11 protein-coding genes, 1 tRNA gene and 2 pseudogenes are annotated in these 24,721 nt (G+C 60.4%); 11 read left to right on the top strand and 3 right to left on the bottom strand.

The genetic code is table 11. The features are described 5' to 3' along the window. Positions 1-112: 112 nt before the first annotated feature. The 7 genes and pseudogenes from PHA8399_RS12845 to PHA8399_RS12820 all read left to right on the top strand — a co-directional run. Positions 113-1,111 carry a cytochrome-c peroxidase gene (locus tag PHA8399_RS12845; protein ID WP_058286542.1) on the top strand — a complete coding sequence of 333 codons (999 nt, stop codon included), beginning with the start codon at positions 113-115 and terminating at the stop codon, positions 1,109-1,111. Positions 1,112-1,136: 25 nt separating this feature from the next. After that, positions 1,137-3,518 (top strand): hybrid sensor histidine kinase/response regulator, encoded by a 2,382-nt coding sequence (locus tag PHA8399_RS12840; protein ID WP_058286541.1) that lies wholly within the window; start codon positions 1,137-1,139, stop codon positions 3,516-3,518. Between the two features lie 237 nt (positions 3,519-3,755). Next, positions 3,756-5,789, top strand: a complete 2,034-nt coding sequence (locus PHA8399_RS12835; RefSeq protein WP_082649544.1) for a peroxidase family protein — start codon at positions 3,756-3,758, stop codon at positions 5,787-5,789. A 226-nt stretch (positions 5,790-6,015) separates the two neighbouring features. Continuing rightward, entirely contained in the window at positions 6,016-7,947 is a 1,932-nt protein-coding gene (locus tag PHA8399_RS12830) for an acyl CoA:acetate/3-ketoacid CoA transferase (protein ID WP_058286539.1), read from the top strand. Between the two features lie 298 nt (positions 7,948-8,245). Then, positions 8,246-8,320: transfer RNA gene (locus PHA8399_RS12825), tRNA-Gln, on the top strand. A gap of 157 nt (positions 8,321-8,477) precedes the next feature. Further along, a pseudogene (locus PHA8399_RS22920) lies at positions 8,478-8,618 on the top strand (DUF6538 domain-containing protein); the annotation flags it as partial. Positions 8,619-8,879: 261 nt separating this feature from the next. Then, positions 8,880-9,272, top strand: a pseudogene (locus PHA8399_RS12820) (integrase core domain-containing protein); the annotation flags it as partial. 227 nt (positions 9,273-9,499) lie between these two features. Here PHA8399_RS12820 and PHA8399_RS12815 read toward each other — a convergent pair. Both PHA8399_RS12815 and PHA8399_RS12810 read right to left on the bottom strand, forming a co-directional pair. Then, positions 9,500-12,286 (bottom strand): SNF2-related protein, encoded by a 2,787-nt coding sequence (locus PHA8399_RS12815; protein WP_058286538.1) that lies wholly within the window; start codon positions 12,284-12,286, stop codon positions 9,500-9,502. Next, on the bottom strand, positions 12,283-15,222 hold the full coding sequence (locus tag PHA8399_RS12810; protein WP_058286537.1) for a hypothetical protein: 2,940 nt from the start codon (positions 15,220-15,222) through the stop codon (positions 12,283-12,285). Before PHA8399_RS12810 ends, PHA8399_RS12815 begins: the two co-directional genes overlap by 4 nt. A 105-nt stretch (positions 15,223-15,327) precedes the next feature. Between PHA8399_RS12810 and PHA8399_RS12805 the strand changes: the two genes are divergently transcribed. From PHA8399_RS12805 to PHA8399_RS22345, 4 genes are all read left to right on the top strand, one after another. Continuing rightward, a complete protein-coding gene (locus PHA8399_RS12805) occupies positions 15,328-17,634 on the top strand; it encodes a UvrD-helicase domain-containing protein (RefSeq protein ID WP_082649543.1) in 2,307 nt (768 codons plus the stop codon). Next, entirely contained in the window at positions 17,624-20,764 is a 3,141-nt protein-coding gene (locus PHA8399_RS12800; RefSeq protein ID WP_208856305.1) for a helicase-related protein, read from the top strand. The genes PHA8399_RS12805 and PHA8399_RS12800 overlap by 11 nt, the downstream gene beginning before the upstream one ends. After that, positions 20,761-22,521 carry a DUF1998 domain-containing protein gene (drmB, locus tag PHA8399_RS12795; RefSeq protein WP_058286535.1) on the top strand — a complete coding sequence of 587 codons (1,761 nt, stop codon included), beginning with the start codon at positions 20,761-20,763 and terminating at the stop codon, positions 22,519-22,521. The genes PHA8399_RS12800 and drmB overlap by 4 nt, the downstream gene beginning before the upstream one ends. 672 nt (positions 22,522-23,193) lie before the next feature. Further along, positions 23,194-24,276, top strand: a complete 1,083-nt coding sequence (locus tag PHA8399_RS22345; RefSeq protein ID WP_145977037.1) for a hypothetical protein — start codon at positions 23,194-23,196, stop codon at positions 24,274-24,276. Positions 24,277-24,315: 39 nt separating this feature from the next. Here PHA8399_RS22345 and PHA8399_RS12790 read toward each other — a convergent pair. Beyond that, positions 24,316-24,721: integrase core domain-containing protein (locus tag PHA8399_RS12790; protein WP_145977036.1), on the bottom strand; the 406-nt coding region annotated here is incomplete at its 5' end.

Here is a 24,721-nt window from a genome sequence, read left to right as displayed (position 1 = left end):
GATGCCCGCCTCCTCTGACACAGCAAACATGCATGGCTCACGTAAAATTAACGGCCTTCTCAGAAGCTGCCATTCCGGATAGGTAGGAATGGATTGCAAGAGGAGGTCCTGAATGCAGTGGAAAGCTGCCGCCGCCGTGGTGCCGCTGCTGTTTTGGGCCGTCCAGAGCCTGGCGCAACCCGCCGGGCTCGATGCGTTCCGGCGTCCGGATACCGTGCCGTTTCCGGAGAACGCGCCCTATGACCGCGGAATTGCCACCCTTGGCAAGATGCTGTTCTTCGACCCGCGCCTGTCCGGCGCACAGAACATCAGTTGCTCCAGCTGCCACAACCCCTCTTTCGGCTGGGAAACTCCGGTACCCAAGGCGATCGGCGCCGCCGACAACCCCGTGCACCGCCATGCGCCGACGATCCTGAATGCTGCCTGGATCACGCCGCTGTTCTGGGACGGGCGCGCGGCCAGCCTGGAGGAACAGGCAGTGGGGCCGATCACCGCCCCGGATGAGATGAACGCGAGTTTTGAGGACATTACCGCCCGCCTGACGGCAGTGACCGAATACAAGGCCTGGTTCGAGCGGCTGTTTCCCGGCCAGGGCATCCGCAAGGAAACCATCCTCACCGCCCTCGCCACCTATCAGCGCACCATTGTCAGCGGCGTTGCCGGTTTTGACCGCTGGGTCAGCGGCGATGACGCCGCAGTGCCGGAGGCCGCCAAACGCGGCTTTGCGCTGTTCACCGGGCGGGCAAATTGCGTTTCCTGCCATTCCGGCTGGATGTTCACCGACAACAAAATGCACGACATCGGCCTGCCTGCCTCGGACCTGGGCAGCGGCGGCGTGTCACCGCAGGATCCCGCCGGGTACTTCCGCTTCAAGACCCCGGGCCTGCGCAACATCGCCTTGCGGGCGCCCTATATGCACGACGGCTCGCTGCCGTCGCTGCCTGCGGTCCTCCGCCATTACGCCGATGGCGGCGCGGCGGGAATTGAGCGGCATACGGACATCAAGGGGTTTGCCGCCAGCGAGGGCGACATTGCAGACCTGATCGCCTTTCTTGAGACACTGACGGACAATGAAACCAATGTGCCCACCCCGATCCTGCCGGCCAATTGATGCGCGCGGCTGAAGGCATCCGTTCATGATCATCAAGCGATCCATCGTCCTGCCGGTTCTTGTGATTACGGTTGCGGCGCTGTTTGCTGTGCTGCTGGTCGGCGGCATGGCGGTCTATGCGTCCAGCCGCAAGGACGCCGTGCTGGAGGCCGCCCTGGAAGTCACCCGCCGCACCAGCAGCGTCAGCACCGGCATCACTGCCGCCCAAACCTATGCCCAGGACGTGCTGGCGATGACCCGGCTGATCCCGCAGGAGGGCGTCGCCGCCGAATTCCAGGCGCATCTTCAGGTCATCAACCGCGATCTGAGCGCCCTGCTGCAGCAGCCCCTTCCGGCGCCGCTCCGCGGTGAAGCTGAAGCATTGAACCAGGCGCTGGCGGAATGGTGCCAGATGGCAGTGGTTCTGCTCAGCATCAAACCGGCCCAAGAGATCCCCACGCTCAGCGCGCTGATGATGAGCAGCGAAGCCGTCACCCGGCAGGCCGCGCTGGTGACCGCCCTTGCGGCGGCGCACGCGGAGCAGACCGTGGCGGCAACCAACCAGGCGCTGTCCCGCATCTTTGTGCTCGGGCTGACCGGTACCGCGCTGATCATGGCCGCGGCGCTGATATTTTCGATGCGCAAGGCCCACGCCATTTCAGCGGCGATCCAATCGGCCGCCGCCAAGCTGCAGCGGCTGGCCAGCGGCGAGCAATCCGGCCGGCCAAAGGCCGAAGACGAGATCCGCGCCGTATTCGCAGCGCTCGACACGCTGGCCGCGAGCCTGCAGGAAAAGAAGCGGATTGCCGAGCGTCTGCAGCAGGAAAAGGCCCGCGCAGAGGCCGCAACGGAGACGAAGTCCCGTTTCCTGGCCACCATGAGCCATGAAATTCGCACCCCGATCAACGGCGTTCTGGGCATGGCTGAGGTGCTGAACGAAACCCGGCTGACCCCGGAGCAGACCTCCTGCACCAGCACGATCCTCGCCTCCTCCGAGGCGCTGCTGCGTATCGTCAATGACATTCTCGACTTTTCCAAGCTGGAGGCCGGCAAGGCGCAGATGCTGCAGCAGCCGTTCAACCTGCGCGATCTGATCTATGATGTGGCCACGCTGATGTCGCCGAGCGCCACCGCCAAGGGCGTTGAAATCTGCATCGACATCCCCGAGCACACGCCGCCGGAGTTCATCGGCGACAGCGGCCGGGTGCGGCAGATCCTGATGAACCTGGTCGGCAATGCCGTCAAATTCACGCTGGAAGGCCATATCAGCATCACGCTGAATTACGATCCCAGCCACAACATTCCGCTGTGCATCGACGTCCGCGACACAGGCGTCGGCATCCCCGAAGACAGCATCGGCCAGATCTTTCACGCCTTCGAGCAGGTCGAAAGCACCACCGCCCGGCGCTTTGAGGGCACCGGTCTGGGGCTGGCCATCTCGTCGCGGCTGGCGCAGGCCATGGGCGGGCGCATCGACGTGGTCTCGCAGGCCGGCAAGGGCTCCTGCTTCACTGTGTGCCTGACGCTGCCGGTTGCGGCTCCGTCACCGGCACCTTCCAGGCCGCTGGCCGGCAAACGGGTTGCCGTGGTGGCCGATCTGCCGTTCTCGCGCGATGTGCGGCTGCGCCAGCTGGCCTACTGGGGGGCGGACACGATGGTCCCGCCCGGGGCGGCAGAGCTGCTGGAGCAGGTGGAAGCGCTGGCCGCCCGGCAACAGCAGCCGGATCTGGTGCTGGTGGAAAACAGCGTGCCGCTGGAACAGGCCAAACAGCTGTGCCAGCGGCTGCACAGCCTGCCCGGCTGCCGGGAACTGCCGGTGGTGTTCTGCGTCGGCAGCCGGCTGATCTCGGACTACCAGGCGCTCAAGCAGTGCAGGACCTTGCACGTGCTGATGAAACCAGCCCGCAACAGGGTGCTGCTGCGGATGCTGCAAGAGGCGCTGCAGCCCGGCGCAGAGCCTGCTGCCCCGGCTGCGCTGGCTGCGGCAGCCGCGCCAGCGGGCACAGGGTTCAGCCGCCTGCGGCTGCTGGTGGCGGAGGACAACCGCACCAACCAGCTGGTTCTGAAGAAGATGCTCGGCCCGTCCGGCATCCAGATGACCATTTGCAGCAACGGCCAGGAGGCGGTCGAGACCTTTGCGGCGCAGCCGTTCGATCTGGTGCTTATGGATATGTCGATGCCGGTGATGGACGGGCTTGAGGCGACCCGCCGGCTGCGGGCGTGGGAGCAGGAGAACGGCCGCGCGCCCTGCCCGATCCTGGCCCTGACCGCCAATGTGCTGAGCACCGATGAGGCCGCCTGCCGCGCGGCGGGCATGGTGGGCTTCCTGTCCAAACCCGTGCGCAAGCAGGAACTGCTGGATCAGATCGCCAAATGGACAGGCACCCCGGACGCCGGGAGCGCCGCACTGCAAGCCAGGCAAGCCTGACCCTCCCCCGCTCCGTGCGGCAGCTGCCCCTTGGCAGCCTTGCCCTGCCAGCGCCGCGCAATCACGCGATCACACGGTTTGACACGAAATCGTGAAGCACTACCTGAAACCTGCAGTCCCGCAGGGGTGCATGTGCGGGGGATATCGGCGTTCGGCGGCACGGGGGGCACAGCGCTTTCGGGCCGCGCGACGGCAATTCCGGTGACAGTGTTTTTTTACGAGTGATTGGGGGATCACATGTCCAGTTTACAGATTGGGGCCGCACGGCCCTCCGATGGCACGTCCGCAAATCCAGACCATCCTGACTGGGGCGCAACCGGCACGGAACTGCTGAGACTGGCGGGCAGCGGGCTGGGGCCGGATGGCGAAATGGCGGGTGCGGACCGGCTGAACCCGCGCGAACTGTCCAACATACTGTCAGCCCAAACCGGAGAAACGGCAAACGCCGCCGGAGCATCAGACTTTCTTTGGATCTGGGGCCAGTTCCTGGACCATGACTTGTCGCTGACCGGCACCGAGAGCGGCGAGCATGCAGATATAGAAGTCCCGGCAGGCGATCCATTCTTTGATCCCTTCGGCACCGGCAACGCCATCATTCCGTTCACCCGGGTGGAACAGCACAACGGTGAATTCCTCAATGAGATCACCGCCTGCATCGACGCCTCGATGATCTATGGCTCAACCGCAGAGATGGTTGCCGCGATGCGGGGCGAAGGCGGCAAACTGAAGATGACCGAGGACCAGTTTCTGAACCTCGAAGGCGACGGTTTCCTGACCGGCGATGTCCGCGCCGCTGAAAACGTCGCGCTGACATCGATGCACACGCTGTTCACCCGCGAACACAACCGGCTGGTCCAGGAACTGGCGGACAGGGATCCGTCGCTGACGGATGATCAGCTGTTTGAGGCCGCCCGCGCCCGGGTCGAAGCGCTGGTGCAAGCCATCACTTTCAAGGAGTTTCTGCCGGTCCTTCTGGGCGATAATGCCTTTGGCGCCTACCAGGGCCATGACCCGGATGTGAACCCGGGGATTGCGATCGAATTCTCCAGCGCCGTCTACCGGCTCGGGCACACCCTGCTGTCGGCCAACCTGCAGCGGGTCACCGAAAACGGCACCCAGCTGGACCCGCTGGCGCTGCGCGATGCGTTTTTTCAGCCGCATCTGGTCAGCCAGAATGGCATGGTCGAAAATGTCCTGCGCGGGGCGGCCACCCAGACTTCCGAAGCCATCGACACCCAAGTGGTGGAGGACGTGCGCTCCTTCCTGTTCGGGCCGCCGGGCGCGGGCGGGCTGGATCTGGCGGCGCTGAACATCCAGCGCGGGCGCGACATGGGCGTGGCCAGCTATAATGAGTTGCGCGAGGCTCTGGGCCTGCCGCGCGCGGAACGCTTCTCTGACATTACCTCCGACGCGGTGCTGGCCGCCAAGCTGGAAGAGGCTTATGGCGATACCGATCTCGTGGACGCCTGGATCGGCGGCCTGGCCGAGGACGCCTTTGGCAGCGGGCTGCTGGGGCAGACGTTCTCGCTTGTCATGATTGATCAATTTACCCGGCTGCGCGATGGCGACCCGTTCTGGAGCGAGGGCCGCGACGGCATCCCGGCAGACGAGCTGAAGGCGCTTTGGGATACGACGCTGTCAGACGTTATCCTGCGCAATACGGATGTTCAGAACCTGCAAAAAGATGCCTTTGCCGCAATGGACAGGATCGCGGGCACTGCCGGCAATGATGTTCTCAGCGGCGGCTCCGGGCAGGATTTCATCTTTGGCCGCAAGGGTGCGGATGTCCTCTCCGGCAAGTCCGGTGATGACGACCTGCAAGGGGGCGGCGGCAGGGACATCCTGGCCGGAAACCGGGGCAGCGATTGCCTGGACGGCGGCAGCGGCGCGGACAGGCTGAAGGGCGGCGGCGCAGCCGACTTCCTGTCAGGCGGCAGCCACAATGACGTTCTGAGGGGCGGATCAGGCCGCGACATCCTGGAAGCCGGCACGGGAAACGACACACTTGCCGGCGGCAAGGGGAATGATGTGCTGACCGGCGGTGAGGGCGCGGACTGCTTCGTGTTCAACACCCGGAAATCAGGCGCGGACACGATTACAGACTTCGAGCTTGGCGTCGACCGGACCAAAATCATCGGCCCGCATTCGTGGAGCGCACAGGCGATGGACACGGACGACGGGCTGGTCTTTGCGTTCGCGGACGGCTGCTCCGTGACGTTCGAAGGTATCACGCTAAGCGACTGGCAGGACGCCGGGGCAAGCTTTTTCTAAGCCCGTCAGCCGGCCGCAGTATACAAAAAGCCCCCAGCGCGGAAATTGCAGGCGCCGATCGGAAACTTTCCGCCAGCCAGCGCCGGCCGATGTCGCAGGTCCCCGGTCCGCTGACGCAATCGAAGGACAGGCGCGCCTGCGCGCGGGCCTAACATTCCCGATCATCCCGCCGTCAGGACACCGATCCTGACCGGACGGCAACCGGCATCGGGGAGGACGCGCCGCCATGAAAGACAAGACAACCACCACCGAACAGGCGATGGCGCTGATCCGGGACGGGGATGTCGTGACCACCACCGGGTTCGTGCAAAGCTGCATCCCGGAGATGCTGCACGCGGCGCTGGAAAAGCGGTTTCTGGACCAGGGCGCCCCCCGCGACCTGACCCTGATCATGTGCGCCGGCGCCGGCGACAGCAAGGGGCTGGGCACCGGGCGACTGCATCACGACGGCCTGCTGCGGCGGGTGATCGCCGGCAATTTCGGCCGCATGCCCAAGGTCGCCCAGGCCGCGCAGGAAAACAAGATATGCGGCTACAACCTGCCGCAGGGGGTGATCTCCCAGCTCTACCGCGCCTGCGCCGCCGGCCAGCCCGGCCTGTTCTCCAAGGTCGGACTGCACACCTATGTCGACCCGCGCCACGGCGGCGGCAAGGTCAACAAGGTGACCGAAGAAGACATCGTCAAATACGTCCAGGTCGATGGCGAAGACTGGCTGTTCTACAAGGCCACCAAGATCGACGTTGCCTTCATCCGCGGCACCAGCGCCGACCGCTCCGGCAACATCAGCATGGAGCGCGAGGCGCTGACGCTGGACTGCCTGGCCCAGGCGATGGCGGCCCACAACAACGGCGGCATCGTCATCGCCCAGGTGGAGCGCATCGTCGAGGACGGCTCGATCAAACCCAAGGACGTGAAGATCCCCGGCCTGCTGGTGGACTGCGTCTGTGTCGCCGATGACCCGGAGATGCACCGGATGAATTACGGCGTGCAGCACAATCCGGCGCTCTCCGGCGAAATCCGGGTGCCATTGGGTGGCATCCCCAAGATGCCGCTGGACCAGCGCAAGATCATCGCCCGCCGCGCCGCCTTTGAGCTGCCGCCCAACGGTGCCGTGAACCTCGGCGTTGGTGCGCCCGACGGTGTCGCGGCTGTGGCCAACGAGGAAAAGGCCACCCCCTACATCACCCTGACCACCGAGGCCGGCGCCGTTGGCGGAGTGCTGGCAGGCGGCTCCAGCTTCGGCTCCTCCGCCAATGCTGACGCCATCATCGACCAGAACCAGATGTTCGATTTCTACGATGGCGGCGGGCTGGACCTCACTTGCCTCGGCATGGCGGAATGCGACGCCGAGGGCAGCGTCAACGCCTCCCGCTTCGGCGGCCGCCTGAACGGCTGCGGCGGCTTCATCAACATCTCGCAGAACTCCCGCGCCGTGGTCTTTGCCGGCACCTTCACTGCGGGCGGGTTGAAGGTTGCGGTGGAAAACGGCGAGCTGCGCATCGTTCAGGAAGGCCGCAACAAGAAATTCGTGCGGCTGATCGAACAGATCACCTTTTCCGGGCCTTACGCCTCGCAGCGCTCGCAGCCGGTGCTTTACGTGACCGAACGCTGCGTACTGCAGCTGACCCCCAAGGGGCTTGAGCTGATCGAGATCGCCCCCGGCATCGACCTGCAGCGCGACATTCTGGATCAGATGGAGTTCAAGCCGATCATCGAAAACGTCACCCTGATGGATGCGCGCATCTTCCGGGAGGAGCCTATGGGGCTGATGAAAGACCTGTTGAACCTCAACCTTTCCGAACGCGTCACCTATGACGCCGCCCGCCACACCATGTTCCTCAACCTCGAAGGCTGGACCGTTCGCAAGAAGCAGGACGTCGAGGATCTGGCCCGCGTGCTGCAGGACGCCTTCGCCCGGAGCGGCCGGGACGTGAATATGGTGATGAACCAGAACGGCTTCCGCATCGCCGAGGATCTGCAGGACGACTATGCCGCCTCAGTCGGCGAAACGCTGGACAGGAACAGCGCCTCGATCGCTCATTATACCACCAGCGCCTTCATGCGCCTGAAGATGCAGGGCGAGCTCGCCAGCCGCAGTGTGCAGCCGCATATCTTCGAAAGCGGCGAGGAAGCGCATCAGGCCATTTGGGGCTCCTGAGGCGGCCGCGACCGGCGCCAGCCCATGATGGGGCCGGCGCCGCATTTCTCCGGCCGCACCCCGCCCTTCCCGCCCCCGATGGCGCCGCTCCCGGGACCGGAGCACACCCCGAAAACCATCGCATAGGAGCTGGCAACTCCTTATATTCATTCCCGTTTCCTGCCCGGCACCCTCTGGCTGCAAGGTCCTTCAGAGACCTGCCGGCGGGTTATTTGCGGGCCTTTGGAGAAGAACTGCATTTTTTTTCAAAAACCCTCTTGCACGCCCCCGCAACAAACTTTAGACAGCGCCTCACCGATGGGGTGTAGCCAAGTGGTAAGGCAGCGGTTTTTGGTACCGTGTACCGTAGGTTCGAATCCTACCACCCCAGCCAACTTTCTCTGAAAACTCAGGAAAACAAGGGAAAATCGCTCCCTTGCACTCGCCGTGTATCCCAGTCTGCTGACGATGGGATACAGGGTGGGATACACCCCTCCAGTTCCAAAATCGGATACCGCGCCCGGGGACGCACCCGCGCCGGCCCTTATCTCATGCGCCGCGGCCGTACGTTTTATTTCATGAAACGCCTGCCCCGAAAAATTTCTGGCGGCGTATCAAACCGGTTTTTGCGTCTCTCTTTACGTACCGAGTTCCCGCTCGACGCCGTGGTGCGGGCCGGAAGCCTGCTCGCGGTCTACGAGCAGAAGGAACCGGAAATCGTGGACGCCCTGAAACAAAATGAGATTTCGCCGAGTGAAGCAGAGGCTCTGCTGAAAGCAATACTGCGAAAGGATCTCAATCGCATCCTGCAGGAGCAGAATTCAGAGACAGCCCTGTCCGACCAGGAAATCGATGAAAGAATTGCGGCCCTCAAGGCCGAGAACCAGGCATTGCGTGACGCAATGAAGTTCAAGGACTGGTCTCTCGTGCAGCCTGCCCTTTGCGCGGCCGGGGATCGCGTCCTGCCATTCCACGATGAACACGACCTGCCGGTGCTGCGGATCATGACGGACCGGGGCACGGAATACTGCGGCCGGGCCGACAAGCACGACTACCAGCTCTTCCTGGCCATCAATGACATCGACCACACCAAGACCAAGGTGAAATCGCCCCAGACCAACGGCATCTGCGAGCGGTTCCACAAGACCATTTTGCAGGAGTTCTATCAGGTCGCGTTCCGCAAAAAGCTCTACGACAGCATCGGTGCGCTGCAAACGGACCTCGACGAATGGCTGCATAACTACAACCACCAACGCACTCATCAGGGCAAAATGTGTTGCGGCAGAACGCCGTTCCAGACCATGATTGAAGGCAAGCAGATCTGGAAGGAAAAGTTCGTGAACTGAACTTGGCCTGACAGACGCCGCCGGAAAAACGGCCAACTGTCAGATCACATCTGAACCACTACAACTTACCCTACAGGTTCTGTGACGGGTACTCGCGTGGAAACCATTTCCGCTTCACCAAAGGCCAAGCGGCCATCTGGACCTGTCGCGGGATCGTGCCGATCCTTTGACCACATACTGTGTTGCAGGGAAAGTCTACTCCGGCCCCGGTGCCTCGGGCTGGGTGTTCAGTTTCCGAGATGGTCCTGCGGCAGCACTCTAACAAGTATCATCAAGGTTTCCGGCGACAGATGCTCCGAGTGTCGCAGTACTCCGTCCTCCAGAAGCCGCAACCGATCGGTCATCCCTGCGATACGCGTTTCCATGCGTCGCTGTTCAGCGGCAATCTGCCCTTCGTTCATCTGGATTTGTTGCTGGTCCTGAATATTGCGTGACCGCAGCTGTTCGATTCTGCGCAGCTTCCATCGAACGTAAGTCTCGGTTTCGGACGTGAGGATCTGCCTTCTATCCGAAAGCGCGATCAACGCCGCATCGCGCAAAGTGGCAAGGCGCTGGCGCTCCTCTTGCGCCATTTTCCGTTCAAGAACGGTGATAAATTTCTGGGCTGCGTGGAACGGCTGAAGAGTCTTTTGAATCTGCCGGTTCGTTGTCGGTCTGCACTCTTCGCTCAGGAGGGCCCGAATGATTTTGTCCGAACCGACTTGTACCTCGCCATCATCAGAGACCACAATGCACCGGGTCCTGACTGTGTCCGGAAACAGTGTGGACATCCAGCGACGGTCAGCAGCGCGTCCTATCCGGACGGCAGGAGAGTTGTCTTCGCCGGCCTTGAGTTTCCGATCCTGGATCAGCGATGGTCTACAGGCGGTGCGAACGAGGAGCAGCGTCTTGCCGACCAAATTTGCCGCCAACGCTTCCTCGGACAAATAGACACCAACAGGTACTGGAGAAACGGTTTGGGTTCTGGACGCATTGTAAGCCTGAAGGACCAGGTCGTCGTGCAATTCATCGCCTGTCGAGAAAAAACGCGCACGTTTGCCCCGCCGATCCCTTGGCAGGATGACGTCCTTTTTTGGTGGCCGTCCTAGTCGGTCCCGACGCCACCGAAATACCTCGGTTTCCCGCGTCGTCATTGCACCAAGGTTGTAAGGGCAGATTTCCACGAGTTCCGGCAATGATAGTGTCGCGACGCGCTCGCCATCGTTGGCTTTCGGAAATCCGCCTTTCAACGCACCACTCGCGTGCAGGAGGCGCAGCCAAGCATTCCCCGCATGCTCCGCAGCACGAATGCTGTCTACGATCTTGGTGATTTCATCTTCGCCCTCTGGTTCGACCAAGGGAGCACTTACTGCCGACGCCTTCAGACCGAAGGAAAGCTCCTCTTTCAGTGCAACAGCAGCCTCCCTGAAGTCAGCCCGTCCCGCCGCCGCATCAGCGATGATCCTGTCGATGCGTTGGGACAGCGCTTCATCGAGGTAAGGTAAGGGATGTTCGAAGACGTCAAGGAGGTCGAGCGCCTCGAGTACCCTTTCATCTGCCGAGCCGGCGACGACCATCCGCCATATACCGATGGTGCCCACGCTCCGACACTTCAAGTAGGCGCTGAGCCCGCCGGAACGCAGCCGGTCGAGACGGCCGATGAGTTGGTCGATCCGCGCTGCCTGCCATGGAAGATTGAAGAAGATCATGTCGGCGGCAAAGTTGTGCAGGTTGAGACCCGCTTCGACGAACTCCTCCATGATCAGCACCGTCGCCTGGCTCTGAATTGCCCCCACAACGTCCACCATATCCGTGTTGTGGCGACCGCGCATGGTCGCGAAGCCGTCGTCTGAAAGGTGCGGGAACATGTCGGTCAGGCGCCGTTCCAGCATATCCACGGTTGGCGTGTCTCCTGCGACAATGATGATACGCCGCTCAGGGTCCCTGCGCCAGAAGCCAAGCAATACATCGCAGAGATCATCAAACAGCGCATTGCCGGGATTGCGAGAAAGGGTCGTTTCCACCTCGTCGCGCAGCTCCGAATGCGCCGAGAACGTCCGGTGGCGCAGCACGTCGCGCAAACTGGATGCAGCGCGGAACATCTGACGGCACTGCAGCCATGGTGCTGACTCGAGAGGGTTGTCCCGACCGTCGCGACAGACTGCGTTTTGCAGCAAGATCTTCGGCATCTCGGCATCGGAAGGCGCGGTTCGGACAGTGTGCACCTTTCTCAACGGCGCAATGCCCGGCCATTGGGTGCGTGTCTGGCGCAGGATTCGGCGATCTCCCGCGAACGCCGTCTTGTACGCCTCAGCCGAAAGGGTTCCGTCCAACACACGTTCCTGCGCCGCAGCGGCGTCTTCAGCAAGAAAGTCGAGGGGTTCGAGGCCGAGAATACTGGCGATTTCTGTGCGTTCGGGTTCGATGGCGCCGATGACAGCACGCGCCCAAGAAGGATTTCCAAGTCGCGGCGTTGCAGTCAACAAAAGCACATGCCTGAACCGAGGAGCATCACGGCGCTCACGGCAAAGGCTGGAAAGGAAAGCTGCGTCGTCAAGGTTCATGGCGTGGATCTCGTCCACGATCAGCATGTCATAGTCTTCCGGCGAAGGGCGTGCCGGTTGTCTGCGGATCATGTCAGCCTTGATCAGATGGACGTGGCCTTCGCCATCCGGGTGTTCCTCGGCTTCATCTGCGTCTGAAAGAATGCGGGCTGCGATGTGTCCACGAGCTGACAGTTCGACCTGCCACTGATAGCAGATCCGCTCCGGAGCGACGACTGCTACCCTCAGCGACGGATCGCGCCGTCGCAGGACGTTCAGGACCATCAATGCCTGCACTGTCTTGCCCATGCCTACCTCATCAGCAAGCAGGTGGCGGATTTCCGTATCAGCAAGGATGCGGCGCAGGTTTTCTATCTGATGCGGATAGGGGTCAGCCGCGACGCCAAGGGCTCCACCCATCTCCCAAGATTCGGCTGCGACCAAGCGCTCAAGGGCGTGAAAACCCGATTGTGTGAGATGAAGGGTGTTCATGAAAGGCCATTTCTCGCCATCGCACGGTAGCGCAGGGCTGTATATCGCACGGCGCGTGCAGTGAAACGGTCCGCCCCGAAACGCAGCAATCTGCCCCGCCATTCTGGGTCATCCATGACGCGTTCCGGGGCAAGGAACAGATACAACAGGGCGCGCAGGTCAGCAGGGGCAATCCACCGACCGCTGCGGGACTGAGCGTCTGCGTGGCTGGAAACAAGGGCGGCGATCAGATCGTCCAGGTGGCTGCTTTCATACAGAACCCTTTCGAGGTTGGCAGCGCGCTTTGATGGTAGCAGGAGCGCGGTCAACTCAGGAAGGCGGGCCGCATCACGGGCGCGGACCACGACTTTCTGCCAGCTTCCATCGGCGTTACCTGCGTCGAATTCGAGCTCCGAAGTGCCGTTGGATGTAGCCTTCTTCGAAAGCCGCTCCCACGCGTCAATAACCGCATCGTCCATTTCCGGCCACATCTCGCCGTCGGGAATGACGATGAGATCTGGTGCGGGCAAAGCGCGTCGAAAGCCGTCCTCCAGAAAGCCGGTCAACTCAAGCTTCTCATCCTCGTTCAGCGGCGAGAAAGCGGTGGTGTCACAAGCGAGACCTGCCCTCAAGGCTTCTGCGACCAACCGCCGGTGGAAACCGGTTCCCAGGCCGCGACAGGATTTTTCCGTGTTTATCCAGAGATCACCGCAGAGCGCGGCGACCAGCCGATCCTCAAGGCATCGGCAGGCGTTCGATCTGAGGCTTTCGCCAATCGCGGTTTTAGCCTTGGCGAGGCTCCAACTGAGATAAGCTTCAAACCCGTTGGTCAAGCCGCAGGCATCATCCTGGGTTTCCGCGAGGCGAAGAATTTGATCTCCAACACAATGGGGCAGTCCTTCAAGGATCGTGCCCGCTTCCGGCTCTTCCAGCACGCAACTTCGCAACGCAGCATCGCTCGATGCGGTCGGGCGTAGGAGCCCATATCCCGACGACAGATTGGTGGAGAACGGACTGCTTAGCAGAAAAGTGGTACACGATGTCACGGGATCGCAGACCAGCGATTCCACCGGTTCCTGGCCTTCCCTTATCCACTTTCTGCTTCGGCGATCATACTTCCATTCCGGCTCCGGTGCCGCCAAGATCCAAGATCGGGCGTCCAGCTCTTCTGCATGGACCCGCAGACGGGCATGCATTCCACCTCCGGTCCAAAGACGTGCCGCGGACCGGAATTCGGAGAACTCGGGTTGGTCAAATGTGATCCTCGTGGGCGAGCCCGGTGTGCGGATGCGCACAGTTTTGGATTGGCCGTCACTGGATTCCAGCATGATGTCAATGTCGACATCGTGTAATGTGATCGGCGTCGAGAGATGCAGCACACCAGCTCCGCGCGCGATTTCCAAAAGGCCAATGCCATTCGGTTGAAGAGACAGGGTCACGGGGGCTGGTGGCTCGATATCGCGGAACACAAGATCGATTGGTGGGGCCTTCGAGGTGTCGATTGGGGATAGGGTCCAGATCCCCTCTGTCATCGGCAATGTGTGCCAACGGTCGTCATCAAGCCGGAACTCAATGCTCTCCGACTGGTCAAGGCGCTCTGCGATGATCGCAACTGGGATCCTGGTCCGCGCCTGAACCGGGCGTCCAAAAGCCTGACTCACGGTGGCTGCGTCATTTTGTAGGGTCAGGCCTCCGAGAAAATCAATAAGAGGCTCGGCTTTGACATGGATCCCATGCCTGGCCAGCACGTCATCGCCCTCCGGAGTTCCGCTCACAAAATGGTACAGCCCGTCTCCCCATTCATTGGAGGTTAGCCCTTCAAGAACCAGTTCGTAGAATGACAATCCCGAAGTCACCCTGTCAGTGGGTCTGAGTTGCGTCTGGTACCCGTCGTCACCTTCATCTCGGAAGAGCAGACCTTGAGCAGGAACGATGACGGCTTCCAACCATTCGGGCTCATCAATTCCGGTGACTTGCGGTTGAGGAACCTCGCTAATGGGCCGCCCGATGAAGACGGCATCGCCACTGAGGAAACGCTCGAGTGTCGTGGATCTCGCTCCGACGGTTACGGTTAAATTAGACAATGGAGTATCGAGCTCGGACCTGACGGCTTCGATTTCTGCGGGGGTGAGGCACGGCCCCCTGACGGCCAGACCGTATGCTTCAGCCTCATCAAGCAGAAGCTCGTAGGTTGCCTTGGGAAGGTTTCCCAGCCCCTGATACCGGGCAAGCCGCCGAGCTTTAATGGCGCGTTCGAGGCGTCTAACTTCGCTCTCGGAGCGGAGGTCTTCACTGAGACGCTGCATGAAACCGGGTTCCATGCTCAGGTCGCCCGCCCGTCCAGTGACGAGATGGCCGATCACCGCGAGCGCAAGGTCATCATCCTGGAGCCAGGACTCAAGTCGTCGGGAATCGAAGCCGCGCGCGAGTTCCCAAAGGCCAGGCAGCATGGTCCGGGTCACGCTCATGCTTCGGGTCTGGCTCAGGAATTCCCTGACAAGGCGTGCCAAGGGGCCGTGGACTTCACGGGGAACCATGGCATTGCGGATCGGCCATGCAATGTGTGGGAAGACCGAGGACCACGCATCGTCAAGTGGTCGCACTGTTCCGAAGCGTCTGGCGCAGTCCCGGAACAAATCGGAGATCACACCACGTTGTGGGATTGGGATTTCGACATTGATTGCTGATTCAATCATTGGCCAGAAGTCAGTTCCGGTTCCCCTGTATTCATAGCCAATTTCGGTCACGGTCACACATAGCGACAGTGGGAAGTCTTGCCAGGCCTGTTTCGTGAATTGGTGCAGCCCGGCCCTAAGGCCGACAAGGTATAGCAATTCCTCGATTTTGTCGCGGTCAAGCCCGTGCTCTATCAGGTAGATATTTCTACCGTCCCGTTGCCGGGACAGATCTGAAAAAATCTGCGCCAGCAGATTTTCACCGGCGATCAAGTCATTCATCTTTTCATTTCGTCACGCAGACGCCAATAATATGGCACATGATTGGAGCGGTTCGAGGCACTTTTCAATAGGCGTGTCATTACTTTAGGTCGAGTAGAACGCGGAATGCAAAATACCGATGCCGATACCTTGTACACTCTCGCCCTGGGACAGAAACTCGCGGCACAGTTGCGCAGGGATCTTTTTGATCTGGGCGCCGTGGCTGCATCGCGGGCAATCACAGGTCTGAGCGCCGCTGCCGTTGCCGACGGAATGGCTGAAACAGAAGCAAAGCGGCAGGCCGAAGTTGTCGTATCCGCGCTGGTGAAGTGTGGCGATCTCGGTTCCGGCCGGTCCTACGGTGACAGGGTCCTCGTCAAACGGCGAGCGGTGTCGGTACTGTGCAAAGGGGACCGATGCATCCTACTGGGTGGCGATCCGTCGCAAGGCGAGCCTCATGGACTATTACGCGAAACGGATCTGGTTCCGACCGATGCAGTCAGTTTCTTCGATTTGGTCGGGCAACTTTCCGATGCTGATGTTGCCGGTCTATGGCAGATTCTGGATACGTGTGTCTGGTCCTTGGATGCTGGGCCCTCTGATGCAGTAACACGCGTACTGTGTCTGGCTGGCGTCGTGCCTGGCCAGCCGGTCCCTGAGAACGCATCAACCTGGTTGCGCGAGCATTTTCCTCGGCCTCGGGCAGAGGAAAATGCCGCCGATTTGTCGCAGTCAGCCGTCATCGAGCGCCCCGCAAGCGCTCGGCAGATCGTCACAGCGGGGCCCGGCAGCGGCAAGACACACACGGCCACCGAACGCGTCATCCATCTTGTGCAGCAGGGGCTTTCTCCCGCACGTATCCGAATCATCACGTTCACCCGGGTCGCAGCGGAAGAGGTGGGTCGTCGTATATCAGACACCTTGGGCGAACATACCTACTCGGGCGGCGTCATGTGCGGGACCATCGACTCGCTGGCGTGGAACCTTGTGACGACACTCGGCGATGCCCCTCCCGGCGGACATGAGCGGATCATCCGCACCGCGCGCAAGTCGATCGCTGAAGGTGAGCAGGCCATGCTGGATCAGCTGTCGCACATAGCGCATCTGGTGATTGACGAGGCGCAGGATATCGTCGGCGAACGGCGGATGTTCTGCCACGCCATGATCGACGCCCTACCTGCGAGCGTCGGCGTCACTATACTGGGCGACAGTGCACAGGCAATCTACGGATCGTGGGCGGGTGACAAAGAGGGCGGAGGATCCCTTCACGCCGACCTTCGGGATGGACGCGGTTGGGAAGGCCGCCAATTGACCGCGAACCATCGGACAAGGTCGGCCGCCTTGCGACAGTTCTTTGGGTATGCCCGGGCTTTGCTTGAGGCCGGAGGTGACCCGCGTTCGACTTACCTCGAACTCCGGGACATGCTCGAGGATGTGGCGACGGACCCGAACGTGAGCCTGACCGGGCCGGTGTTCCCGTGGCGGGATGACAGCCTGATCCTATTTCGGGGACGCGCCGCAACAGAGGCAGCTTCAGTTCGGTTGACGCGGGCCGCCCGTACGCATCGCCTGAAACTTTCTGGCCAGACCACGGTTTGCAATCCTCTGTTGGGCGCGATCTGTGCTGGACTTGCTCCCGGCTCGACAGTTCGTCTCGAGCATGTGCGACGGCGACTTGCAAGCCTTCACCCTGCGCCTTTCGAGCTGTCCGAAGAGGACGTGCTCTCCGACCTCCAAGCCCTCGGGAATGGACCTGCGACGCGCCTACAGGACATCGGCGAAACAATTGATCGGAAACCGGTGGAACATACATGTGATCATGTCGGCACCGCAGGTCCGTTGCTGGGTTCGATCCACGGTGCGAAAGGCCGAGAGGCGTCAAACGTCCTCCTCATGCTGCCACCTGTTCCATCTGGTGACGATGTCGACTGGCAGGAGGAAGCCCGGGTTCTATTCGTAGGTGCGACAAGGGCGTCAACGAACCTTTATCTTGGCAGAGCGCAATCAGCCATTGTTCGGCCCGGGCGGAACGGCAGCCGATGGTTGCGCGGCAGTTCTGGAGGCCTTCTTTTGTCCGGCACGGAGGGTTTACGCCCTCTTTCCGGGGTCGCACCGGCCCTGTCTGTCTGGGAAGCAGCATTCCGGCAACCGAGCTGCTCGTTCCGGAGGGCTGCGCTTACCGAGGGCGCGCCTTGGCATCTCGTCTCCGAAGGTGGAGAGCCTTTGGCCGAGGTGCAAGGAACGCTGGCTGATGGCCTCGATCATATCGAAGCCACGAGGGGAGGTATCGCTTCTGGCACCATTCGGGTTGTCGGGGCATCAACGGTTGTTGACCGTCGGAGCGACGGCAGAATCAATGCGGTGGCTTTGCTGCCGGTGCTTCAGGGCGTTGCGCGAAGCATTGGAAATGAGGGAATTGAAAATGACAGGTAACGTCGCAGACGCTGCACGCCAGCGTATGGTCGAGCGCCTCAGACAGGATCTGATGGGACCTCTTTCCGTAAACGAGATCCTGCATGACAGCCCGTCAGAAATCTACATGACCGGCATCCTCTTTGCCCAGAAAAGCCCCCATAGGGCAGATGAGACGGAGGGCGCGGTATTTGCATCTGATGAGGAAGATGATGCTGGTTCCCGCGTGCCGCCGGACACGTTTCGCCCAAGCTCGGCTGGACTGTCATTCGCGGTGCGCCCCAACGATGGCGAAAATGTCCTGCTAAGCCTGGACATCTCGGCATCCCGGTACGAGGCCAGTCCACGTGCCGAATCCGAAGATGGTCGGCCGCGTCTTGACTGGACACGAAAGCCCCTGACGGCACTGATGTCCATCGAACTTCCTGGCGACAGGGACGGTAAATACGATGTCCCTGACATCCCGGATTTGGCTCTCTGGCTGCGCGCTCGCAGGCATGGCGACCTGTACCTTGTAACGATTATCCTTCTGAACCAGAACGTGATGCCAGACATACCTGAGCGCGGATTTCGGGATGTTGGAAACCTGCATCAGGTCGGGTTTAGCGTCGAAGCCGATCCGGATTTTGCCGCTATCGTTCCACGCCCGGATCCGTTGCAGCGGGTGCCCGACGAAGACCGCGCCACAGCGGCACTGCTGTATCGCGATGCGCCGGACTATGGTGCTGGACACACGTGCTCTATCCGAAGCGAAAATCTTCCGGATGGAACGGTAAGGCTCTCGACCGAGTGGCTGCCGTCAACGCTGGTCAGGTCGCCCGGCCTGGAGGGAGATCCAACCTACTTTGCAAAGCTCGTTGCGACGAAGCTGGAGGGAGCCTTGGGGTCCGAGTGGCTGTCCGTTGCGCCCGCTGCTGATGTATGTGCTGCGCTCGAAGAGCTCTGCGCATGTTACGACGACTGGATTTCGGCCCGTGAGCCCGAGGTGGGCACACTGCTATCAACGTTTCAGAAAACGGCGAGCCGACATATGGATGAGTGTCGGAACGTGCTCAAGAGGATGCGAGGGGGCGTCGATCTCCTCAAGAAAGATGGGCCAGAGATGCTCGCATTCCGTCTCGCCAATCGCGCACTGTGGCAGCAGAACGAATGGAAGCGGAAACGGGACTCCCAAGTTTCTCCGCTGGTATGGCGGCCGTTTCAGATGGCCTTCGTCCTTCTTTGCATGGCATCTACAGGAGATAGGGATCACCCGGAACGAGGTGTGATGGACCTTCTTTGGTTCCCCACCGGAGGTGGCAAGACAGAAGCCTATCTTCTGTTGACCGCCTACACAATTTTCCTTCGTCGCCAGCAGGGCGCAAAGGAAACGGATGGCGTAACCGTGTTGATGCGTTACACGTTGCGGCTGTTGACGGCACAGCAGTTCCAGCGGGCTGCAGCAATGATCCTCGCCTGCGATTTGTTGCGGACAGGCGACTGTGACTGCCCCGGTATCAGCATTCCACCGTCACTCGCGCAAGGTGCGCCCATCTCCATCGGCCTCTGGGTCGGCAGGGACACGACACCGAACAAGGTAATTGAGTCGAAAAAAACCGGCTCCCCGGCACAGATCGAACATTGTCCGGACTGTGGGTCACAGTTGGACTGGAACATAGCTGAAAGCGGCGACCGGATCCATGCATGCTGTCGCGACACCACATGCAGATCGGGCCAGGCGCGCGATCACCTTCCGTTCTGGACTGTCGACGAGGACATCTACCGCGAGCTTCCGACGCTGCTTCTGGGAACAGCAGACAAGTTCGTCCAAATCGTGACGAAGAAAGAAACCGGTCGTCTCTTCGGACTTGGTGACGCTGGGCGCCTGCCGCCTGACCTCATTATCCAAGATGAACTGCACCTCATCTCCGGCCCCTTGGGCAGCATGGCGGGCCTGTTTGAGACGGCCATCGACGCAATGTGTACCAGAGACGACCGACGGCCAAAGGTCATTGGCTCAACGGCCACGATCCGGCGCGCGGCGGATCAGGTACTGAACCTGTTCGACCGCACTGTCATGCAATTTCCACCACCAGGATTGCATCATTCCAATTCAGGCTTTGCCTGTGTCGAAGAGGACAGCCCCGCTCGGCTGTACTTGGGCATTACCACGGCGGGCCGCACCGGCAGCTACATCTATCAGGCCATCGCGTCGTCGCTCCTCCAGGCGGCTGCCGATCCTTCATTCTCCAGCGTGGAGGAGGATCACTACTGGACCCTCGTCGGCTACTTCAACTCATTGCGCGAACTCGGCAGTGCGTCGATTATAATGCAGGACGACGTCACACACGGCCTCGAACTGGTTTCGGCACGGCGTGACGAAGAGCCCCGCCACCTTCATCCGCCGACCGAACTGACGAGTCGGGTCAAGTCTGACGAGATCCGTGAAAAGCTCTTGGAACTGGATGCAACCCGAGACAGCGGCGAGGCGGCTGATGTCGTACTCGCGTCAAACATGATCTCGGTCGGTCTCGACGTCGGGCGTCTGGGCTTAATGCTGGTGAACGGTCAGCCAAAGACCATCGCAGAATACATCCAGGCGACGAGCCGTGTCGGGCGCGGAAAGGTGCCTGGGCTGGTCGTGACGCTCTACAACGCAAGCAAGTCCCGCGACCGAAGCCGCTATGAGACCTTCCCGACCTGGCATGGTGCCCTCTATCGGGATGTAGAAGCGACGGGGGTAACTCCCTTCGCACCGAGGGCGCGCGACAAGGCGCTCCATGCTCCCTTCGTTGCCATGGCGCGGCACTTGGTGCCAGGCATGCTGGACACACCGTCGGCCGCGGCGAAACACAAGGCCGAACTCAAAGCACTGATCGAGATGATATGTCAGCGGATATCCAACGTAGACCCGGGTGAAGCCGCCGCCGCCCGCCATGAACTCGATAAATTCTTGGAACTTTGGTTGCGTCGCGGATCGCTGCCGAAATACTGGGACAACTGGTCGGACAACGCTCTGCTGGTCTCGGCTGACGCACAGGCGACATCGAATGCATCCGGATTCACCAAGGGGCTCGCACGGGCCACTCCGGGAACGTTGCGCGCAGTCGAGCCATCAACAGGCTTCGTCATCAAGGAAATTGCGTCGTCGGAGGCTGAGGAAATCCAATGAGCAAGAATGTCGGCAGCATCCGCCGCAGCCAGATCATCTCGACTTTCGGTCCGGGGGCAATTGTCGACTTCCGGTTGCCCGGAAGCGGAGCACTGCTTTCAGGGGTCATGCAAGGCCTGGAAGCCTGGGAGGCCTACACAAAAGGCGGCTACAAGCAGGATATCGTTCGGGAACCACGCCTCGAGGCGTTTTTGGGCGTCGATCATTTCAGGGCACCCCCAGTCGGAACCTACCTTAAGGACGGACAGACCAAAGACCGTGTGCTTCCGATCGAACGCTTTCCCGACTGGCTCTCCTGTCCCAGGTGCCATGTCATCAACCGTTCCGGGCAATGGTCACCCTCGCGGAACGGCGACAGCCTGCATTGCGGCCAATGCCGTGGCAAACCTGCGGTAGTGCCTGTCCGTTTCGTCACGATTTGCGAGAATGGCCACCTCGACGATTTCCCCTGGACGTCGTGGCTGACGCACGAGACCGGATGTTCCCAGCCAGTCTTGGCGTTGAAGACGGTCGGCGCCGGCATTGGCGGACTGCTGCTGACCTGCAAGTCCTGCGGTGCGGGGCGTTCCATGGCTGAGGCATTCTCGCCCAAGGGTATTCCGAACCATGCGTGTCGAGGCGGCAGGCCGTGGTTTGGCGTTCGCGAGACTGGATGCGAGGCCGCGCCGCGAATCACTCAGCGGGGCGCAAGCAATGTCTACTTCTCGATCGAGCAGAGCGCGATCACTCTTCCGGACTGGAAGGTGCCCTTCAGGGAAAAGATCACGGACTTTATCGACATGCTCGATTTCCTTGATGACGAGGACATGATGATCGCCTTCATCAAGAAGAAGGTCCTGCCGAATTGGGACGGCACCGAGAGTGCAGAGGAAATCGCCCGTCGTTTCAAGGAGATGAAGAAAGACAATTTGGGGACCGAAGAGAACCTTCGAAGCGACGAGTTCCGGATGCTGCTGACTGACACGTCATCTTCCGACGAAAACGCGCTGACCCTGCTGAACCGTCAACAACCTGTGCCCGACGTATTCTCAGAAATGATTTCCTGGATTTCTTCGGTAGAACGCTTGCGGGAAGTGCGGGCCTTGACGGGGTTCACGAGGCTGAAGGCGCAGGTTGGCGGCAACCCGGATGCGGTACCGCTGTCCCGGTCTGACCTGTCATGGTTGCCGGCGGTTACGATGCATGGTGAAGGCGTGTTCCTCTCGCTGAACCTCGAGGCCATTGCCAACTGGGAGGGGCGGCCGGATGTGGTCGAGCACCTTCAGCGGCTCATTCAAACACACATGGACACGGCTCGAGCCGAGGGGAAGCAGGCGGATGGTGCGCCGTCCCAACTCAACGCGCGATACATGCTGGTCCACACCCTGGCGCATGCACTCATCGCGCGCCTGTCACTCGACAGCGGCTATTCTTCAAGTGCATTGCGTGAACGCCTGTATGTCGGGCCGGACATGGCGGGACTTCTAATCTACACCTCGACGCCAGACGCAGACGGAACGATGGGCGGGCTTTCACGGCAGGCACGACCGGCGAGGATGGAACAACTGGTATTGCAGGCGCTGGCTGACCATGAGCTCTGCTCCGCTGATCCGCTCTGTTCCGAGGGGGTGGCGCGGAGTGGCTCGAACGGAAACCACGCGGCCTGTCACAATTGCGTGTTCTTACCAGAGACCAGTTGCGAAGCTTGGAACGGCTTTCTTGACCGCAGCTTGTTGAGCGCCGGGCCGCTGTCTTTCTTCAAGAGTTTGCTCGATTGAAGCTGAGCACCCTTGGCTTTGGCTGCCGTCCGGTTTCCCGGACGGCCATGCACTGTAATCGCCGGACGTAATCTCCCCAAAATCCGCCGTTTGAAAAATCCCCAGCCATGAGCGGCGGGGCATGATGCTCCAAACAGAGAGTGACAGGGGCAGGCAGGTAGTGGGGCTGAGGGAGATCGTTTTGATCCATGATCTGAAGAAACAGGGTCTCAGAAATTCCGCGATTGCGCGGAAAATTGGCTGTGACCGCAAGACAGTGCGCAAGATTTAGGAACGCGGCCTCGAAGCGGCGGCCTACGGCCCGCGGGCATCACGGGACCAGTTCCACCTTCCGGCCATGCGCAGGAAGATCGGCAGGTCGGCGACGGTACCTGCTGTGAACGTGGCGTAAACCGTGCCGCAGCGCGGCACAGCGACGCGGCTTTGGCGGTATGGGAGTGGATCCGGACCGTGCTCCCGACAACCTCGGCCGATTGGCCTTGAGACCTGTCGGCAGGAAATCTCGCCGTTAAAACTGTGACGCCATCGGCAACCTCATCCAAAGCCCTCCGAAATATGGCCCTTGGCATATTGGTCTGCACCAAATCTGCTTCAGAGCCAAAGCTCCACGCCGATTGTCAGTGATTTCGTCAATAACATAGAACAGCCTTGGGTTGCGTCCCTGATTTTGCCATGAAATATCTGCTGATACTTTGTGAGCGGCGTACCCAAGACAGACTTATGCAGACACCATTTGGCTTATTGAAGGACCTGGACCTCAGAGATCACGGTACATGCGCCCGCATTCTATCTGAGGATAAACACCAGCTCATCGAAGGCTTGGTTTTCGAAAGTTGCTTCGATCAATATCTCTTGTCCTTGACTGAGGAAACAGGTCAAACGTTTCAATTGGTCGATGTAGACACCGCAGTGGTGAGCCTTCCAGGTCAGAACGCAGGTGTTGCTGCTTTTGTATGGGCGCGCAGTCGTGGCAATGGGTTGGGCCGATATCTTCAAGCGCTAAACTCTCGCATGCCTGTGTGGTTTGTCGAATTTCTCGAAGGTGAGTTCGTTGCTATTAAATGCATTGATGGAGAGCTCCGCGGGGAAAAACTTCCCTTGCAAGAAGTGACAAGCGTCACCGGACGCCGGACCGGCAGCTCATTTTCGAAGATCCAGAACGAGGTACGAGATCGCAACCGGATTAATCAGAGTTTCTGGGGCTATCTTTCCGAGCGGCATGGGTCGGAGCTGGGTGTAAATGTTGTGCTCTCGCGGATTTTCTTGAATTGGGGGATTCAGCCTTGGTTTCGTCACGTCTGGAATGTTGATCGCGTTTTCCTCAGTGAAAACCAGCTCTGGCATTTCGAAATCAAGCACAAATTTCCGATGGATCGAGGTGGCAGGCTATCCTTCGGTATCAATGATGGTGAACTGAGGCTGATCCAGCATTTAGTCGAATGTGGGCTACGTTCGATGCATACTCTCATTGTGAAACCTCATTGGTCAAAGGAGGTGGGGTCAATGTACCTGTTAAACGACCTGAAGGCACGTAATCGGGCTGCTGTAATCGGGCGTGAGATGACAAAAGTGGATATTGAGGCAGCGCTAAGCGGCAATGCCGGCCGGTCTGGAGCGGATACGACATATACAGGTAGAGGGACAGTGAGTTTTCGGTCGTTTCCAGCATCATCATTTCATAAGTTTGGGCGTTTGGGGTACGATTATCGTGAAGTTGCGCGGCGCATATACTGTAGTGGTTCAGATGTGATCTGACAGTTGGCCGTTTTTCCGGCGGCGTCTGTCAGGCCAAGTTCAGTTCACGAACTTTTCCTTCCAGATCTGCTTGCCTTCAATCATGGTCTGGAACGGCGTTCTGCCGCAACACATTTTGCCCTGATGAGTGCGTTGGTGGTTGTAGTTATGCAGCCATTCGTCGAGGTCCGTTTGCAGCGCACCGATGCTGTCGTAGAGCTTTTTGCGGAACGCGACCTGATAGAACTCCTGCAAAATGGTCTTGTGGAACCGCTCGCAGATGCCGTTGGTCTGGGGCGATTTCACCTTGGTCTTGGTGTGGTCGATGTCATTGATGGCCAGGAAGAGCTGGTAGTCGTGCTTGTCGGCCCGGCCGCAGTATTCCGTGCCCCGGTCCGTCATGATCCGCAGCACCGGCAGGTCGTGTTCATCGTGGAATGGCAGGACGCGATCATTCAGCAGATCA

The organism is Leisingera aquaemixtae (assembly GCF_001458395.1).
GTDB classification, from domain to species: domain Bacteria; phylum Pseudomonadota; class Alphaproteobacteria; order Rhodobacterales; family Rhodobacteraceae; genus Leisingera; species Leisingera aquaemixtae.
This window is presented reverse-complemented; position numbering and strand designations above follow the sequence as displayed.